General features: G+C 67.9%; 16 protein-coding genes. 7 read left to right on the plus strand and 9 right to left on the minus strand.

Annotated features, from left to right (window positions below; all coding sequences use genetic code 11):
* Positions 1 to 24: 24 nt before the first annotated feature.
* On the minus strand, positions 25 to 1,116 hold the full coding sequence (locus tag AB0K15_RS22535) for an adenosine deaminase (protein ID WP_364053551.1): 1,092 nt from the start codon (positions 1,114 to 1,116) through the stop codon (positions 25 to 27).
* 211 nt (positions 1,117 to 1,327) lie between these two features.
* Between AB0K15_RS22535 and AB0K15_RS22540 the strand changes: the two genes are divergently transcribed.
* Positions 1,328 to 2,455, plus strand: a complete 1,128-nt coding sequence (locus AB0K15_RS22540; protein ID WP_364053554.1) for a PA containing protein — start codon at positions 1,328 to 1,330, stop codon at positions 2,453 to 2,455.
* Between the two features lie 177 nt (positions 2,456 to 2,632).
* On the opposite strand, the gene AB0K15_RS22545 is transcribed toward AB0K15_RS22540, so the two are convergent.
* The 7 genes from AB0K15_RS22545 to AB0K15_RS22575 all read right to left on the minus strand — a co-directional run bounded on the left by AB0K15_RS22545 (position 2,633) and on the right by AB0K15_RS22575 (position 10,009).
* Positions 2,633 to 3,022 (minus strand): hypothetical protein, encoded by a 390-nt coding sequence (locus AB0K15_RS22545; protein WP_364053557.1) that lies wholly within the window; start codon positions 3,020 to 3,022, stop codon positions 2,633 to 2,635.
* Positions 3,023 to 3,179: 157 nt separating this feature from the next.
* A complete protein-coding gene (locus AB0K15_RS22550; protein WP_364053560.1) occupies positions 3,180 to 4,457 on the minus strand; it encodes a thymidine phosphorylase in 1,278 nt (425 codons plus the stop codon).
* Positions 4,454 to 4,843, minus strand: a complete 390-nt coding sequence (locus tag AB0K15_RS22555; RefSeq protein WP_364053563.1) for a cytidine deaminase — start codon at positions 4,841 to 4,843, stop codon at positions 4,454 to 4,456. The genes AB0K15_RS22550 and AB0K15_RS22555 overlap by 4 nt, the downstream gene beginning before the upstream one ends.
* The gene (locus AB0K15_RS22560; RefSeq protein WP_364053868.1) at positions 4,843 to 6,081 is read right to left on the minus strand and encodes an ABC transporter permease; all 1,239 of its coding nucleotides are present in this window, start codon (positions 6,079 to 6,081) and stop codon (positions 4,843 to 4,845) included. The genes AB0K15_RS22555 and AB0K15_RS22560 overlap by 1 nt, the downstream gene beginning before the upstream one ends.
* A gap of 41 nt (positions 6,082 to 6,122) precedes the next feature.
* Entirely contained in the window at positions 6,123 to 7,220 is a 1,098-nt protein-coding gene (locus AB0K15_RS22565) for an ABC transporter permease (protein WP_364053566.1), read from the minus strand.
* Positions 7,220 to 8,785, minus strand: a complete 1,566-nt coding sequence (locus AB0K15_RS22570; protein ID WP_364053569.1) for an ABC transporter ATP-binding protein — start codon at positions 8,783 to 8,785, stop codon at positions 7,220 to 7,222. The genes AB0K15_RS22565 and AB0K15_RS22570 overlap by 1 nt, the downstream gene beginning before the upstream one ends.
* Positions 8,786 to 8,863: 78 nt before the next feature.
* Positions 8,864 to 10,009: a BMP family ABC transporter substrate-binding protein gene (locus AB0K15_RS22575; RefSeq protein ID WP_364053572.1), complete on the minus strand. Its 1,146-nt coding sequence runs from the start codon at positions 10,007 to 10,009 to the stop codon at positions 8,864 to 8,866.
* A gap of 694 nt (positions 10,010 to 10,703) precedes the next feature.
* Here AB0K15_RS22575 and sdhC point away from each other — a divergent pair.
* The 5 genes from sdhC (at position 10,704) to AB0K15_RS22600 (ending at position 15,223) form a co-directional block, all read left to right on the plus strand.
* Positions 10,704 to 11,147: a succinate dehydrogenase, cytochrome b556 subunit gene (gene sdhC / locus AB0K15_RS22580; protein ID WP_360597353.1), complete on the plus strand. Its 444-nt coding sequence runs from the start codon at positions 10,704 to 10,706 to the stop codon at positions 11,145 to 11,147.
* A 2-nt stretch (positions 11,148 to 11,149) separates the two neighbouring features.
* Positions 11,150 to 11,566 carry a succinate dehydrogenase hydrophobic membrane anchor subunit gene (locus AB0K15_RS22585; protein ID WP_364053575.1) on the plus strand — a complete coding sequence of 139 codons (417 nt, stop codon included), beginning with the start codon at positions 11,150 to 11,152 and terminating at the stop codon, positions 11,564 to 11,566.
* 33 nt (positions 11,567 to 11,599) lie between these two features.
* Positions 11,600 to 13,354, plus strand: coding sequence for a succinate dehydrogenase flavoprotein subunit (gene sdhA / locus AB0K15_RS22590; protein ID WP_364053578.1), 1,755 nt, complete (start codon positions 11,600 to 11,602; stop codon positions 13,352 to 13,354).
* Complete coding sequence (locus tag AB0K15_RS22595; RefSeq protein WP_360597357.1) at positions 13,354 to 14,124, plus strand: succinate dehydrogenase iron-sulfur subunit; 771 nt, start codon at positions 13,354 to 13,356, stop codon at positions 14,122 to 14,124. Before sdhA ends, AB0K15_RS22595 begins: the two co-directional genes overlap by 1 nt.
* 217 nt (positions 14,125 to 14,341) lie before the next feature.
* A complete protein-coding gene (locus tag AB0K15_RS22600; protein ID WP_364053581.1) occupies positions 14,342 to 15,223 on the plus strand; it encodes a hypothetical protein in 882 nt (293 codons plus the stop codon).
* A 228-nt stretch (positions 15,224 to 15,451) separates the two neighbouring features.
* On the opposite strand, the gene AB0K15_RS22605 is transcribed toward AB0K15_RS22600, so the two are convergent.
* Entirely contained in the window at positions 15,452 to 15,706 is a 255-nt protein-coding gene (locus AB0K15_RS22605) for a hypothetical protein (protein WP_364053584.1), read from the minus strand.
* Between the two features lie 88 nt (positions 15,707 to 15,794).
* Between AB0K15_RS22605 and AB0K15_RS22610 the strand changes: the two genes are divergently transcribed.
* Positions 15,795 to 16,976, plus strand: a complete 1,182-nt coding sequence (locus AB0K15_RS22610) for a serine hydrolase (RefSeq protein WP_364053871.1) — start codon at positions 15,795 to 15,797, stop codon at positions 16,974 to 16,976.
* The last annotated feature ends 5 nt before the right edge of the window (positions 16,977 to 16,981 follow it).

Genomic DNA, 16,981 nt, shown 5'->3' on the forward strand with positions numbered 1-16,981 from the left:
GGTCGCGTCCGGGAGCGTCGGGGGTCAGGCCAGAGCGGCGTACCCGGGCTTGATCACGTCGTTGATCAGCGACAACCGGGCGTCGAAATCGAGGAACGCGGATTTCATGGCATTGATCGTGAACCAGCGAAGATCATCAAGACCGAACCCGAACGTGGTCGCCAGAGCGGTGAATTCACTGGTCATCGTGCACCCGCTCATCAGCCGGTTGTCGGTGTTCACCGTGACCCGGAAGTGCAGCCGGGCGAGCTGGGCGATCGGGTGCTCGGCGAACGACGAGACGGTGCCCGTCTGCACGTTCGACGTCGGGCAGATCTCCAGGGGTATGCGGCGGTCCCGAACGTAGCTCGCCAACCGTCCAAGGTGGACCGTTCCGTCCGAATCGGTCTTGATGTCCTCGACGATCCGCACGCCGTGGCCGAGCCGTTCGGCGCCGCAATACTGGATGGCCTCCCAAATGGACGGCAAACCGAATGCCTCGCCGGCATGAATCGTGAAATGCGCGTTGTTCTGACGCAGATATTCGAATGCGTCGAGATTTCGGGTGGGCGGAAAGCCGTCCTCGGGGCCGGCGATGTCGAAGCCCGCCACGCCGGCGTCGCGGTGGCGCACGGCCAGTTCGGCGATCTCGAGGGCGCGCGCGTGCTGGCGCATCGCGCAGAGCAACGTGCCGACCTTGATCGCACCGCCCGCCGCGGCCACGCGCTGTGTTCCCTCCTCGAGACCGGTCTGGACCGCTTCGACCACCGCATCGAGTGACAGCCCGCGTTCGACGAACAATTCCGGGGCGTAGCGCAGCTCGGCGTAGACCACGCCGTCGGCCGCGAGGTCTTCCACGGCCTCGGCCGCGACCCTGACCAGCGCTTCCTCGGTCTGCATCACGCCGCAGGTGTGGGCGAACGTCTCGAGATAGGACACGAGCGAGCCGGAGTCGGCGGCTTCGCGGAACCAGCGGCCGAGGGCCTCGACGTCGGTGGTCGGCAGTGCGTCGTAGCCCGTCGCTTCGGCGAGCTCGACGACGGTGGCCGGGCGAAGGCCGCCGTCCAGGTGGTCGTGCAGCAGGACCTTGGGGGCTCGGAGCAGGGTCGCTGCGTCGAGCGGGGTTACGTCTGACATGCACCAACGGTAGTCTCGTTGTCATTCCCCTACATGGCGGTAACTCTCAGCGTCGAGGCAACCCTCAGCTTTGACGATCAAGGAAGGAATCGGCCATCCGGGTAACGCCGCCGTTATCCCGTCTTAGCGGGGCCCACACGCACAGCAATTTTTCACTAGATAAGCTTCGGGCCACGTCCCTTCCATTTCCCCGCCGACGAAGGACACAGCAGTGACCACTGACAACCACATTGCCGCTCCGTCCTTCGACCGGATGCGCAACATGCTGGTGCGCGCGGCTGAAGTGCGCGAGAGCGAACAGCAGCAGATCTTCGACGCGCTGGACGACATCTACGCGCGCCTCGCCCCGGTCGACTCGCTGGGCGCCGTGCGCAAGCGGCTGTCCGAGATGCCCGACCGCACCGAGGTCGGTGTGATCGCGGAGCGCGTCGACGAGGCCATGACGCGCCTGGAGGCCCAGGACAACGCGATCGCCGCGCTGACCCACGCGGTCGAGAGCATCGTCGACAAGCTGGCCAAGCCGTTCGCGCAGCTCGACGGCCGGCTCGACGGCGTCGCCGCGCGCTTCGAGGGCGTCGCCGGCCGGATGGACGGGCTCGAGGACAAGCTGCAGAACATCCACCGCCGGCTCGACGAGCTGGGCGGTCACCTGGACAAGCAGGACGCGAAGCTCGACTCGATCCCGCAGACCACGCAGGGCCCGGTCCGCGAACGCATCGAGCTCGCGGAGGCCACCCTGCGCGAACGCATCGAGAGCGCCGACGCGAGCCTGCGCGAACGCATCGAGACGGCCGACCACGAGCTGCGCAGCCGCGTCGACGAGCTCGACCGCGCCACTCGCGAGCGCTTCGACAACACCGCCGACGCCCTCCGCACGGCGATCACCGAGACCGGCGAGATGGTCGACGCCTCCGAGCGCCTCGAAGGTCTGGTCAACCGCCTCGACACGGTCACCCAGCGCCTCGACGACCTGGGCAACCGCCTCGACAAGGTCGAAGACGGCTTCGTCTCCCAGCTGGGCGACCTGGACGGCTCCATCAAGTCCGGCCTCTCCAAGGTCGAGGGCACGCTGGCCAAGCAGCCCGACACCGACTCCGTCGACTCCCTGGTGCGCCGCTCGAACGACGAGTCCGTGCGCCGGATCGGTGGCCAGCTGGACGAGGCCATGGCCACCTTCGCCGAACTGATGCTGGGCGGCGGCCCGGCCGTGCAGCAGATCGCCCCGCCGGCCCCTGCCCCGCGGCAGCCGCGGCGCAGCTCGCGCAACGGCCGGTCCCCGAAGGCGGTGGACCCGAAGGCGAAGAACGGGTCCGAGCCGGAAGATGCCGCCGGTGAGTGAGGTCTGAAGCTCTTGTCGAAAGCCCCCGCCTCGGCGGGGGCTTTCGTCGTCTGGACCACCTGACGAACGTGTCCCGCAGGCTTCCTGCGGGACACGCTTGTGTTCAGGGCTGGGACAAACCCTGCTCTCCACCGACGGTGTCGAGATGGCGTGCTGTGCGGTCTTCGGCTTGGGCAACTACCGCGGATCGTCGGTGTGCCAGGGATAGCGGAACTGGTCGGGGTGCAGGTGCCAGGCTTCGAGAGTGGAGGTCAGGTCCGGCTCACCGACAGCGGTTGCGGTCTTGATCAGGATTGCTCCGACGTCGTGGTCGAAGCTGTCGAGGCGGTCAGCGGCGTAGTCCCAGTGCTGGACGGTGAAGGTGCGGGCGTGGTCGGCTCGTTTCCAGCCTTGGCCGCGGGCTTCGGTGTCCGCTGCGGTGATGAGCGGGCTGATGTCGATGAATGCTCGCCGCCCGGGTCGGGAGGCCGGCAGTTCGGCGACCAGTCGCTGGCCGAGTCGCAGCGCGGTCAACATGTCGGCGGGCCACTGGCGCGCGCGGCCGGTCGGGTGGGATGGCGTGCTCACGACACCACCCCCGCTCCCCGCCGCTCGGCGAGCCGGCCGTGGTCGAAGCACGCGCCCGCACGGACAACGGCGATGAGGTGAAGTGCCATCAGCGGCCAAGGCGAACAGGGGCCGAGTTGTCCCCACTCAGAGATGGTGTGAACAACTCGGCCACGAGTCACGATCGGATGGTCTCCAGGACGATCGGCCCCACCGCCGGCGCCGTGTCCGACACCGAGAACGCGCCCTCCAGCGCCGCCAGCGCGCCGGGCACCGCGTCGGGTGTGTCGGTGTGCAGTTCGAGCAGGGGGTCGCCCGCGGAGACCGCGTCGCCGGGTTTGGCCAGGCACAGCACGCCGGCGGCGGCCTGCACCGGGTCTTCCTTGCGGGCCCGGCCCGCGCCGAGGCGCCAGGCGGCGACGCCGACCGCGTAGGCGTCCAGGGAAGACAGGACGCCGGAGGCGGGGGCGGGAACCACGTGAACGTGCGCCGGCGTGGGAAGCGGGGCCGACGGATCACCACCCTGAGCGGTGATCATGCGCGCCCACGTTTCGTAGGCCTCACCCGAAGCCAGCACCGCCGCGGGGTCCACCGAGGACAAACCGGCCAAAGCGAGCATCTCGCGGGCCAGTGCGACCGTCAGGGAGACCACGTCGGCAGGACCGCCGCCCTGCAGGACCGAGACCGCTTCGGCGACCTCCACGGCGTTGCCGACCGCGCGGCCCAGCGGCACGTTCATGTCCGTGATCAGCGCCGTCGTCGCAACCCTGTGAGCCGCGCCGATCGAGACCAAAGTCGAAGCCAGCGAACGGGCGTCCGCCACTGTCTTCATGAAGGCGCCCGAGCCCGCCTTCACGTCCAGGACCAAGCCGGCCGCACCCTCGGCGATCTTCTTCGACATGATCGACGAGGCGATCAGCGGGATCGACTCCACGGTCGAAGTGACATCCCTCAGCGCATACAGCTTCTTGTCCGCCGGAGCCAAGCCCTCGGTGGCCGCGCACACGACCGCGCCCACCGAAGACAACTGCGCCGTGATCTCGTCCAGCGACAGAGCCGCGCGCCAGCCCGGGATGGACTCCAGTTTGTCCAGGGTGCCGCCCGTGTGGCCGAGGCCGCGGCCGGACAGCTGCGGCACGGCGGCACCGCAAGCGGCGACGAGCGGCGCCAGCGGCAAGGTGATCTTGTCGCCGACCCCGCCCGTCGAGTGCTTGTCCACCGTCGGGCGCCCGACCGGCAGCGACAACCGCGAGCCCGACGCGATCATCGCGCCCGTCCAGCGGGAGATCTCCGAAGGGGCCATCCCGCGCAGGAAGATGGCCATCGCCAGCGCGGCCATCTGCTCCTCGGCCACAACCCCGCGCGTGTAGGCGTCCACCACCCAGTCGATCTGCGCGTCGGACAGCTCGCCGCCGTCACGTTTGGCCCGGATGATGTCGACCGCCGCGAAAGTCACGGGAGGTCCTCGGGCCCGAAGGCGTCGGGCAGGACGTCGGACATCGGCAGGATCCCGCGCGGAGTGTCGACCAGGCAGGTGGACCCGCCCAGCTCGAACAGGATCTGCCGGCACCGCCCGCACGGCATGAGCAGCTCACCCGCGCCGCTGCGGCAGGCGACGGCCACCAGCCGGCCGCCGCCCGACAACCGCAGCTGGCCCGCCATCGTGCACTCAGCGCACAACCCCAAGCCGTACGAAGCGTTCTCGACGTTGCAGCCCGTCACCATCCGGCCGTCGTCAACGATGCCCGCGACGCCGACGTGCAGGCCGGAGTAAGGGGCATAGGCCGAAGCGGCGGCGGTGACCGCCGCCGCGCGCAGGGCGTCCCAATCGAACGAGGTCATCAGTCGCCCTCCCCTCGCCGATAAGGCGCACCGTCGGCCTTCGGTGGACGAAGCCGTTGCGACGCCACCGCGAGCACGATCAGCGTCACGAAGTGTGCGGTGTAGGGGATCAGGTCGCTCGGCAGCGTGTCGTTGGTCCAGTAGATCGCGTACAACGCCCCGGCGGCGATCACACCGAGCGCGGCCGACAGCCAGCGCTTCCGGAACAGCTGCACGATCACGATGATCGCCACGAGGATCACGGCGCCGTACAGCAGCGCGAGCACCGCGGTGCCACCGCCGGCGAGCTGCAGGCCGTCCGCATACCCGAACAGCGCCGCACCGCCGAGCAGGCCGCCCGGCCGCCAGTTGCCGAAGATCATCGCGGCCAGACCGATGTAGCCGCGGCCGTTGGTCTGGTTCTCCAGGTAGTCCGCGCCGCCCTTGAGCAGCACCAGCGAAGCGCCACCCATGCCGGCGAAGCCGCCGGAGATCAGCACGCCGAGGTACTTGTAGCGGTACACGTTGACACCGAGCGACTCCGCGGCGACCGGGTTCTCACCGCACGACCGCAGCCGCAGGCCGAACCGCGTGTGCCACAGGACCCAGTAGCTGACCGGCACCAGGACGATCGCGATCATCGTCAGCGGCGCGACGCCGGTGATCAGGCCACGCAGGATGCCGGCGACGTCGGAGATCCCCACGCGCTGCTCGTTCTCCAGCGTGCCGAGCCAGTCGGACAGGCCCGACGCGGAGTACGTGTCGAACTTCGGTACCGGCGGCGACTGCCGCGGGTTGCCCGAGATCGGCTCGAAGATCAGGTTCGCCAGATACTTCGCGATACCCAACCCCAGCAAGTTGATCGCCACACCCGAGACGATGTGGTTGACGTTGAACGTCACCGTCGCGACCGCGTGCAGCAGACCGCCGATGGCGCCGAACGCGATGGCCGAGATCAGGCCGACCCACACGCCGCCGTAGTACGCGCCCCAGGCCGCGCCGAACGTCCCGAGGATCATCATGCCCTCGAGGCCGATGTTGACCACGCCCGCGCGCTCCGACCACAGGCCGCCGAGCGCACACAGCAGGATCGGCAGCGCGAGCCGCAGCGCCGTCGACGCCGTGTTGCTCGACGTCAGCGCCGAGACACCGGTCGCGTACGACGCCGTGGACATCACCGCGATCGCCACCACGGCCCAGATCACGCCGCGCAGCCAGCCGGGGACCCGTCGGCGCGGCTCCACCACCGGCTCGGGCATGCCGGAGGCGGGCTCCGGCCTGGAGAACTCCGTCACCTGGCTCACACCGCACCGCCTTCTGCCACAGACGAAGCCTTGCGTCCGTTGCCGGCGAGCGCCCGGCCCACCCTGCGTTGTTCGGCCGCGAGGTCGGCGCGGCGCACGATCTCGTACGCGACGACGACCGACAGCACGATGATGCCCTGCATGATCGTCGCGATCTCCTTGGACACGTTGATCTGCTCCAGCGACACCGCCGAGGTGTCGAGGAACGCCCACAGCAGCGCGCCGAACGCGATGCCGCCGGGGTGGTTGCGGCCCAGCAGCGCCACGGCGATGCCGGTGAAGCCGTACATCTGCGTGGCCGTGATGCCGTAGCTGTAGTCGCGGCCAAGCAGCTCCGGCATGGCGACGAGACCCGCCACCGCACCGGAGAGCAGCATCGCGATCAGGGTCATCCGCTTCGCGCTCACGCCACCGGCGGCCGCGGCCGTCGACGACTCACCGCTCGCCTTGAGCTCGAAGCCGAACCGCGTGCGGTTGAGCATGAACCAGTAAGCGATGCCGATCACGATGGCGATGAAGAAGAACCCGAACAGCACACCCGAGCCGAGCGGGATGCCCGGGATCCGGCCCGACGGCGCGATCGTGCGCGTGCCGATGTTGTTGCCCGTCTGCACGCCGAACTGGTCGGCGTTGACGAGGAACGCGATGATGCCGGCGACGATCGAGTTCAGCATGATCGTCGAGATGACCTCGCTGACGCCCCGGGTCACCTTCAGCACGGCGGGGACCAGCGCGTACAGCGCACCAGACGCGACCGCGACGATCAGGATCACGAGGGTGTGGAGGACCGGCGGCAGCTGCAGCGCGCCACCGATGATCGCGGCGACCACGGCCGCGAACCGGTACTGGCCCTCGACACCGATGTTGAACAGGTTCATCTGGAAGCCGATGGCCACCGCGAGCCCGGACAGGTAGTACACCGTCGCGAGGTTCACCGTGTCCACGGCGGTGGAGCCCTTGAAGAGCTGCCCCACCATGGTCCCGTACGCCTCCAGCGGGTTGGCGCCGGAGATGACGAGCGCGATCGCCGAGAGCAGCACGGCGAACACGATCGCGAGCAGGGGCGGCAGCAGCCGCGTGCGCCACGAAGTCATTACGCTTCTTCACCTTCTTCGGCACCGGTCATGGCGGAACCGAGTTCCTGCGGGGTCACCGTGGCGGGGTTGGCCTCGCTCACCAGGCGCCCGCGCAGCATCACGCGGATCGTGTCGGAGAGCCCGATCAGCTCGTCGAGGTCGGCGGAGATCAGCAGCACCGCCAGGCCGTCGGCCCGCGCCTGCCGGATCTGCTCCCAGATCATGGCCTGCGCACCGACGTCGACACCCCGCGTCGGGTGCGAAGCGATGAGCAGCACGGGGTTGCCCGACAGCTCGCGCCCGACGATCAGCTTCTGCTGGTTGCCGCCCGAGAGCGCGGCGGCCGGCACGTCGATGCCCGGCGTGCGCACGTCGTACTCCCGCACGATGCGCTCGGTGTCGCGGCGCGCGCCCGCGATGTCGAGCAACTGTCCGCTCGAGACGGGTCTGCGCGTCTGGTAGCCGAGGATTCGGTTGGCCCACAACGGTTGCGTGAGCAGCAGGCTGTGGCGCGTGCGGTCTTCGGCGATGTAGCCGATGCCGGCTTCGCGCCGCGCGAGCGTGCCCAGCTTCACCAGGTCGTGGGTCTTGCCGTCGGCCTCGGCGAGCTCGATGTGCCCGCCGCTGGCCTTGCGCATGCCCATGATCGTCTCGACGAGCTCGGTCTGGCCGTTGCCCTCGACGCCCGCGATGCCGAGCACCTCACCCGCGTGCACGGTGAAGTCGATGTCGTCGAGCAGCTTCAGCTCGGAGTTCTCGGCCGTGAGGCTCAGCGCCTTCACCCGCAGCACGTCGCGGTCGGTCACCGTCGACTCGCGCGTCTCGGGGCTGGGCAGCTCCGAGCCCACCATCATCTCCGCCAGCTGGCGGCTCGTGATGGACTTCGGATCGACCGTGCCGACGGTGGTGCCACGCCGGATCACCGTGACCGTGTCCGCGATCGCGCGCACCTCGTCGAGCTTGTGGGAGATGAAGAGGAAGGTGTAGCCGTCGGCCTGCATCTCGCGGACCGTGCCGAACAGCGCGTCGACCTCCTGCGGCACGAGCACCGCGGTGGGCTCGTCGAGGATGATGATCTTCGCGCCGCGGTAGAGGACCTTCACGATCTCCACGCGCTGGCGGTCGGCCACGCCGAGCTCTTCCAGCAACGCGTCCGGCTTGGCGCGCAGGCCCGTCTGCTCGGAGAGCTTCTTGAGCCGGGCGCGCGCCTCGCGGCCGATGCCGTGCAGCGACTCCGCGCCGACGAACACGTTCTCGGCGACGGTGAAGTTGTCGGCGAGCATGAAGTGCTGGTGCACCATGCCGATCCCGGCGTGGATGGCGTCCTGCGGGTTGCGCAGTTTCACCTCGGCGCCGTTGATGGCGATGGTTCCCTCGTCGGGCTGCTGCATCCCGTAGAGGATCTTCATCAGGGTCGACTTGCCCGCGCCGTTCTCGCCGCAGAGGGCGTGGACCTCGCCCGCGGCCACGGTGAGGTTGACGTCGGAGTTGGCGACCACACCCGGGAAGCGCTTGGTGATCCCGGTCAGCTGGACGGCCGTCGTGCCCCGGTCGGGGACGGCATCGGCCTCGGCAGTGCTCATGGGAGAGGCATCCAGTTCTGTCGAAACGCGTGAGGGCTCGGAAGGAAGATCCTTCCGAGCCCTGGCACGTGGCGGCTGCTACTTGGTCGGCTTGTCCGAAACCTGGATGGCGCCCGAGATGATCTGGGCCTTGTACCCGTCCAGCACGTCCTTGATGTCGTCGACCTTGCCGCCGGAGGTGGCGTAACCGACGCCGTCGACCTTCAGGTCGAAGCGCTTCGGCAGCACGCTCAGGTCACCCTTCGCGTCGGCCTGCAGGAAGTCGAACACCGCGACGTCCACACGCTTCATCATCGAGGTGAGGATGATGTCCTTGTCGGCGGCGACCGTGGCCTGGTTGTACTGGTCGGAGTCGACCCCGATGGCCAACGCCTTGCCCGACGTCTTGGCGGCGTCGAACACACCCTTACCGGAGGCACCGGCGGCGTGGTAGATCACGTCCGCGCCGTTGTTGATCTCGGCAGCGGCCTTGACGTTGCCCTTGGCCGGGTCCTGGAAACCGGAGAAGTCACCGGCCGGCGTCAGGTACTCGTCCTCGATCTTGACCTTGTTCGACGCGGCCCGCGCGCCCTGCAGGTAGCCGGCCTCGAACTTCTGGATCAGCGGCGTGTCCACGCCACCGACGAAGCCGATGTGGCAGTTCTTGCTCTTGTAGACGGCGGCGACGCCGGCCAGGAACGAGCCCTGCTCCTCGGCGAACACCAGCGGCGTCACGTTGGGGAGCTTGATGGTGTCGTCGTCGACGATCGCGAACCGGGTGTTCGGGTGCTTCGGCGCGACGGCGGCGACCGACGGCGCGTAGGCGAAGCCGACCGCGATGATCGGGTTCAGGCCCTGCGACGCCATCTGCTCGAGCCGCTGCTGCTTGGCCGACTCGCTCTCGCTCGGGCTGGCCGTGCTCTCGCTGACGGTCGTGATGCCGAGCTCGGACTTCGCCTTGTCGACGCCGGCCGCGGCCGCGTCGTTGAACGATGCGTCACCCCGGCCGCCGATGTCGAACGCCAGGCCGACCTTGAGCTTGCTGCCGTCCACCTTCTCGCCGGACGAGCTGCTGGTGGCGGCTGCCGCCGGAGCCGCGGGCGGCTTCGGCGCGGTGACGCAGCTCGAGCCCGAGCTGCCAGCCGCGGCGGTGTTGCTGCTGCTGCCCCCGCCGGTGTCCTTCGCGCACCCTGCCAAGGTGAGGACCCCGGCCATGGTCGCGGCGGCCAGCGCGGTTCCACGCATGCGACGCAACGTGTGTCTCCCTCCCCGCTGATCCAGCGGACTAAGTGGAAGCGACCCGGCCCCTGTGTCTCCCCAGTGCCGAGTTCAACCGCCAGACCGTACCCAACCGCCAGACAAGCGCCATAGGAAAGGCACGCTACGTAACACAAACGTTTACTCAGCGGTCTGATCCGCGACCGATCGTGTACTTACGGTGATCAACTGAATCAGGCAAGTGCTCACCAGCTGTCACGGCCCGGGGTGCCGCGGCCCGTCGGCGCCGCGCGGTGAAACCCGTCCGGACGATCTTCGTCCACCGCCCGGCGAGGACCTCGCCGAACGGGCGTTGCGGACATCACGAAAACCGTTCGGACCCGCCTGGTTTTTCACCCGCCGCCGCAAGCGGTACCGGTCTGCTGAATCGAATCCACCGGGCCGGGAGCCGCAGGTCGGATTCGCCCTGGACCGCCCGTGCCGCGTGGCCGGGGCCACACGTCCGAGTGGTGCGGGACGCTCCGGGTGTCTGGTCCATCACAGAGACGAACCCGGAGGTGAGCCGGGTCCAGATGGCGGGTCTAGCATCCTTTCATCCACGCTCGATGGCCCTAGATCTCGGCACCGCTGCCGGCGTTGTCCCCAGTGGACCGACGCGGAAGCGGGTGCGGACCTCACCGGTCAGCCGGGCACAACAGATGACGTTGGAGGCCGTTCACCGATGTCCACCACGGCGAGCACTGCCACCGAGGCAGGAGCGAGCGATCGGGCGGGTGCCTCACGCCGGCAGGGGACCTTCTACCGGGGCGACCCCGGCATGTGGTCCTGGGTGCTGCACCGCATCACCGGCGTGCTGACATTCTTCTTCCTGTTCGTGCACGTGCTCGACACCGCGCTCGTCCGCGTGTCGCCGAACACCTACGACCAGGTGATCGACACGTACAAGACGCCGCTCGTGAACCTGCTCGAGGTCGGTCTCGTCGGCGCGGTCCTCTTCCACGCCCTCAACGGCATCCGGGTCATGCTGGTCGACTTCTGGTCCAAGGGGCCGAAGTTCCAGAAGACGATGCTGTGGGTGATCGGCGTCGTGTGGGTCGTCGTGATGATTCCCGGTGCGTTCTTCATGCTGAAGCGCACGGCCGAGATGCTCTTCGGGGGTAACTGACCATGGCCGACTCGCTCGTCATCGAATCGCCGCGCACCCCGAGGCGCCCGGCGGCCCGCCGCAGCAACTTCGAGCTCTACAGCTGGTTGTTCATGCGCATCTCGGGCCTCGCGCTGATCATCCTGGTGCTGGGCCACCTGCTGATCATGAACATCCTCGACGGCGGTGTGCACCGCATCAACTGGGGCTTCGTCGCCGGTCGCTGGGCTTCGCCGTTCTGGCAGTTCTGGGACCTCGCGATGCTGTGGCTCGCCGAGATCCACGGCGGCAACGGCCTGCGCACGATCATCGACGACTACGCCCGCAAGGACTCCACGCGGTTCTGGCTGAAGATCCTGCTGTACGTCTCGATGGTCCTGATCCTGGCCGTCGGCACGCTGGTGATCTTCACGTTCGACCCCGAGATGCCCGCCAGCTAGCGCACCCACCACACATGTAGCGGAGTCTTTTCCATGCAGTTCCACAAGTACGACGTGGTGATCGTCGGTGCCGGCGGCGCCGGCATGCGCGCGGCCATCGAAGCCGGCCAGCGCGCCCGCACCGCGGTCCTCACCAAGCTGTACCCGACCCGGTCCCACACCGGCGCCGCGCAGGGCGGCATGTGCGCCGCGCTGGCGAACGTCGAAGAGGACAACTGGGAGTGGCACACCTTCGACACCGTCAAGGGCGGCGACTACCTCGTCGACCAGGACGCCGCGGAGATCATGGCCAAGGAGGCCATCGACGCGGTCCTCGACCTCGAGAAGATGGGCCTGCCGTTCAACCGCACGCCCGAGGGCAAGATCGACCAGCGCCGCTTCGGCGGCCACACCCGTGACCACGGCAAGGCGGCCGTGCGCCGTGCCTGCTACGCCGCGGACCGCACCGGCCACATGATCCTGCAGACGCTGTACCAAAACTGCGTCAAGTACGGCACGGAGTTCTTCAACGAGTTCTACGTGCTCGACCTCGTGACCAGCGAAGACGAGAACGGCAACCCGATCGCGTCGGGCGTCGTGGCCTACGAGCTGGCCACCGGCGAGCTGCACGTCTTCCAGGCCAAGTCCATCGTGTTCGCCACCGGCGGCGCGGGCAAGATCTTCAAGACGACGTCGAACGCGCACACCCTCACCGGTGACGGCCTCGGCATCATCTTCCGCAAGGGCCTGCCGCTGGAGGACATGGAGTTCTTCCAGTTCCACCCGACCGGCCTCGCGGGCCTGGGCATCCTGATCTCCGAAGCCGTCCGCGGCGAGGGCGGGATCCTGCGCAACGCCGACGGCGAACGGTTCATGGAGCGCTACGCCCCCACCATCAAGGACCTCGCGCCGCGCGACATCGTCGCCCGCTCGATGGTCCAGGAGGTGCTGCAGGGCCGCGGCATGGGCCCGAACAAGGACTACGTGGTCCTCGACGTGACGCACCTGCCGGTGGAGGTCCTCGAGACCAAGCTGCCGGACATCACCGAGTTCTCGCGCACCTACCTCGGCGTCGACCCGGTGAAGGAACCCGTGCCGGTGTTCCCGACCTGCCACTACGTGATGGGCGGCATCCCGACCAACATCCACGGCGAAGCACTGCGCGACAACGAGAACGTGATCCCGGGCCTGTACGCGGCCGGTGAGGTCGCGTGCGTCTCGGTGCACGGCTCGAACCGCCTGGGCACCAACTCGCTGCTGGACATCAACGTGTTCGGCCGCCGGGCCGGCATCGCGGCCGCGGAGTACGCGCTGGCCCACGAGCACGTCGAGCTGCCGGAGCTGCCGACCAAGGTCGTCGAGGACCAGATCGCCGGCCTGCTGTCGGAGCACGGTGACGAGCGCGTCGCCGACATCCGCAAGGAAATGCAGCAGACGATGGACTCGCACGCCTCGGTGTACCGCACCGAGGACACGCTCAAGCAGGCGCTGACCGACATCCAGGCGCTGAAGGAGCGGTACACGCGGATCACCGTGTCGGACAAGGGCAAGCGGTACAACACCGACCTGCTCGAAGCCGTCGAGCTGGGCTTCCTGCTCGAGCTGGCCGAGGTCCTGATCGTGGGCGCCCTGGCGCGCAAGGAGTCGCGCGGCGGCCACGCCCGCGAGGACTACCCGAACCGCGACGACACGAACTTCATGCGCCACACCATGGCGTACAAGCAGGGTGAGGGCCTCTCGGCCGACATCCGCCTCGACTACAAGCCGGTGACCTTCACGCGTTACGAGCCGATGGAGCGGAAGTACTGATGACTGCGGCAACCACCGAAGAAGCACCCGCGGCCGCGCAGGACCACACGCCGATCACGGTCACGCTGAAGATCCTGCGCTTCAACCCCGAGGTCGACACCGAGCCGCACTGGGAGTCCTACGACGTCCCGGCGCAGCGCACCGACCGGCTGCTGAACCTGCTGTTCTACGTCAAGGACTACATCGACGGCACGTTCTCGTTCCGCCGGTCGTGCGCCCACGGCGTGTGCGGCTCGGACGCCATGCAGATCAACGGCATCAACCGGCTGGCCTGCAAGGTGCTCATGAAGGACCTGCTGGAGACGGGCGGCAAGAAGACCGTCATCACCATCGCCCCGATCAAGGGCCTGACGACGTTGAAGGACCTCTACGTCGACATGGACCCGTTCTTCGAGGCCTACCGGTCGGTCAAGCCCTATCTCATCAACTACGGCCACGAGCCCTCCCGCGAGCGCATCCAGTCCCAGGCCGACCGCGACCGCTTCGACGACACCACCAAGTGCATCCTCTGCGCCTGCTGCACGTCGTCCTGCCCGGTCTACTGGAACGACGGCTCGTACTTCGGCCCGGCCGCGATCGTCAACGCGCACCGCTTCATCTTCGACTCCCGCGACGACGCGGCCGAGGAGCGCCTGGACATCCTGAACGACTCCGAGGGCGTCTGGCGCTGCCGCACCACCTTCAACTGCACGGACGCTTGCCCACGTGGGATCCAGGTGACGAAGGCGATTCAGGAAGTGAAGCGCGCACTTTTGTTCAAGCGCGTCTGAGAAATTCGTTGCGGAGAGGCCCCCGTCCGGTTCGCCGGATGGGGGCCTTTTCGTTGCCGATTCGCAGCCGACACGGACAAAACTCCCCTGAACGGAGCTAGGGCGACTGTGCGTGATGGTACTAACCTGACGAGTTACCGATGACTCGGACGGTCGTGCGACGGGGAACGAGCAGATGAGTGCTGGTGCGGAACTACGTAAGGTGCTTTCCCAACGCTTGGCACGGTTCATCGCAGACGTCGAAGAACTCGTGTTCCGACATGGCTACTTGCGGGTGTTCGCGGCGACGGTCGCCATGCTCGGCAGCGTGGGCCTGCTCGGCGAGGTGCTCGGCATGGAGTGGTTGCGCACGACGTTCGCCAGCATCGCGGGTGGGCTGTTCGTGATCGCCAGTGCGATCTCCTTCGCCGGCACCCACAAACTCCGCACCCAGGCGCAGCACAGCGAGGAGCTGCTGCACCGGTACGCCGACGCGCTCGCCGGGCGCACGCGCAAGCCCATCGCCGTGCAGGAGTGGATGCAGGAAGTGACCATTGAGGACAACGGCGACGCGTTCTGCCGGCGCGTGCTCGTGCTCCACGAGGCGAACGACAACGTCCCGCGTTACCTGTCTGTGAACCTCGTATACTACGGAACCACGCCGATGTCTGAGCGGGACCGTCGATTGGTGCAGTACAAGGCTTTCCACGCCGGGCCCGAAGACATCGACCAGAAGACCCGCGCCAACGCGACTTCGATCTGGTCGACCTCCGCGAACGGGAAACCGAAACTGGACATCTACATCCACCTCGGCACGATCGTTCAGGAAGGCGACGTGGTCACCGTGGAATGGACTTGGCCGCGGTACTCGGTCGACCTGATGTCGGGCGCCGAGCCAGAATCATTCGACGTGATGTTCCGCAAAGAAATCAGCAAGTTCGAGCACCGGGTGATCTTCCGCAATGTCAAGCGCGACTCGGCCTTTGTCGTGCGAAACCAGGGCGCACAAGGACTGCGGCGGCTCCGGCAGGGCAAGGACGTGATCGTGGAGTTCTCCGCGGCGAACCCGAAAATGTCTCAGTACATGGGATTCATCGCCGACTATTCACCGGATTCGTGACGGGCGTAAAAAAACCCGGAGTGCGGACTCCGGGTTTTTCGGGTGCACGATCGGAACGACCGATCAGTTGCCACCCGTTTCGGAACCGCCGGACATACGAATTCCATTCGGGTAATGCGAGCCGACGCTGGAAGGGCTCGCGAGTTCGCTGACCATACTCCATTCGCGCCCCGCTGTCATACCGGCGGACGGGCGCATCCGGCGAACGCCGAGCCAACCCGCCCTTGATCAGGAATCGGCCGAAGGTCGTTCCTTCGATCGGGTGGAGCGCAGCGCCCGCCAGCCCAGGAGGCCGATGATCGTCCCCAGCACGAAGGACACCACCGTGAGCACCGCGTGCACGATGAAGTACGCCGTGGGGGAACCATCGGCTGACCAGGACTGGGAGCTGGCCCACAGGTTCTTGGCGAAGGTGATCCAGATGATCCAGGACCACACGCCGAACAACAGCAGGAAGACCGCAGTACCTCGCGAAATGCGCATGCCCCTGAGTATGCAACCGGGCTCGCGACGCTAGATTGCGTGGGTGCACAGCGTTTTCTCCCGGTCGCTCCCGGTCCTCGTCGCGTTGATGGTCATCGGGCTTTCCGGCGGCGGAATCGGCCCGACGGCAGCCGTAGCCCAGGCCCAGCCCTGTCAGGACCAGGCCGCGCCGCCGGCGCCGGTGGACACGTCGGAGAAGCCGGCGCCCGGGCAGCCGACCCCGCCGCCGTTGCCGGTGCCCGCTGAGCCCGTCGGGGGGCTGCGCATGGGCGGCTGCGGGATGATCCTGCCCGACGGCGCGCTCAACCCGCCGGACGGCAACACGGCCGCGTCGTGGGTGGTCCAGGACCTCGACACCGGCGACGTCATCGCGGCGAAGAACCCGCACGCGCGGGAGCGGCCGGCGTCGCTCATCAAGACGTTGCTCGCGCTGGTCGTCACCAGCGAGATGAAGCCCGACCAGATCGTGGTGCCCACGAAGGAGGATGCCGAGCAGGAGTGCACCTGCGTCGGCATCGTGGCGGGTGCGAGCTACACCGTCGACCAGCTGCTGCACGGCCTGCTGATGCACTCGGGCAACGACGTCGCCCACGCGTTCGCGACCGCGCTCGGCGGGGTCGACATCGCGACCACGAAGATGAACCTGCTGGCCAAGCGCATCGGCGCCACGGACACGCGCGCGGCGACCCCGTCGGGTCTCGACGGGCCCGGGATGTCGACCTCGGCCTACGACCTGAGCCTGATCTTCCACTACGCGATGAAGCAGCAGGAGATCGCGCAGGCCGTGGCCACCAAGTCGTACACGATTCCGGCAGCGGGCGGCAAACCCGCCATTCCGGTCTACAACGACAACAAGCTCCTCGGCGTCTACCCCGGCTTCCTCGGCGGCAAAACGGGCTTCACCGACGACGCCCGCCACACCTACGTCGGCGCAGCGGAGAAGAACGGCCATCGCCTCGCGGTGGTGATGATGCGCGCGGAGCAGCGGCCCACGAAGGTCGTCGACCAGGCGGGCAATCTGCTCGACTACGGCTTCGCGCTCGAAGCCGACCACGCCGAGCCCGTCGGGCGCATCGCGTACGAGGCCCTCGTGGCCACGGCGCCGCCCGCTCCCCCGGCGAACGTCGCCGCCGGCGCCGCGTCGTCGGCCGCCTCGGCGAAGGAAGACCCGTTCGGCACCACGGGCTGGATCCTCACGCTGGTGGTCGCCCTGATCATCATCGGCGGGTTCGTGATCGGCCACCAGCGCAAGAAGCAGGCCCGGCAGTAGATCAG

Source organism: Amycolatopsis sp. NPDC049253, from assembly GCF_040678995.1.
GTDB lineage: Bacteria > Actinomycetota > Actinomycetes > Mycobacteriales > Pseudonocardiaceae > Amycolatopsis.

Bases quoted from the DNA above. Each gene is read 5' to 3' on its own strand.
- AB0K15_RS22535 (WP_364053551.1), bottom strand. From the start codon at position 1,116: ATGTCAGACGTAACCCCGCTCGACGCAGCGACCCTGCTCCGAGCCCCC.
- AB0K15_RS22555 (WP_364053563.1), bottom strand. From the start codon at position 4,843: ATGACCTCGTTCGATTGGGACGCCCTGCGCGCGGCGGCGGTCACCGCC.
- AB0K15_RS22560 (WP_364053868.1), bottom strand. From the start codon at position 6,081: ATGCCCGAGCCGGTGGTGGAGCCGCGCCGACGGGTCCCCGGCTGGCTG.
- AB0K15_RS22565 (WP_364053566.1), bottom strand. From the start codon at position 7,220: ATGACTTCGTGGCGCACGCGGCTGCTGCCGCCCCTGCTCGCGATCGTG.
- AB0K15_RS22570 (WP_364053569.1), bottom strand. From the start codon at position 8,785: ATGAGCACTGCCGAGGCCGATGCCGTCCCCGACCGGGGCACGACGGCC.
- AB0K15_RS22575 (WP_364053572.1), bottom strand. From the start codon at position 10,009: ATGCGTGGAACCGCGCTGGCCGCCGCGACCATGGCCGGGGTCCTCACC.
- sdhC (WP_360597353.1), top strand. From the start codon at position 10,704: ATGTCCACCACGGCGAGCACTGCCACCGAGGCAGGAGCGAGCGATCGG.
- AB0K15_RS22585 (WP_364053575.1), top strand. From the start codon at position 11,150: ATGGCCGACTCGCTCGTCATCGAATCGCCGCGCACCCCGAGGCGCCCG.
- sdhA (WP_364053578.1), top strand. From the start codon at position 11,600: ATGCAGTTCCACAAGTACGACGTGGTGATCGTCGGTGCCGGCGGCGCC.
- AB0K15_RS22595 (WP_360597357.1), top strand. From the start codon at position 13,354: ATGACTGCGGCAACCACCGAAGAAGCACCCGCGGCCGCGCAGGACCAC.
- AB0K15_RS22605 (WP_364053584.1), bottom strand. From the start codon at position 15,706: ATGCGCATTTCGCGAGGTACTGCGGTCTTCCTGCTGTTGTTCGGCGTG.
- AB0K15_RS22610 (WP_364053871.1), top strand. From the start codon at position 15,795: ATGGTCATCGGGCTTTCCGGCGGCGGAATCGGCCCGACGGCAGCCGTA.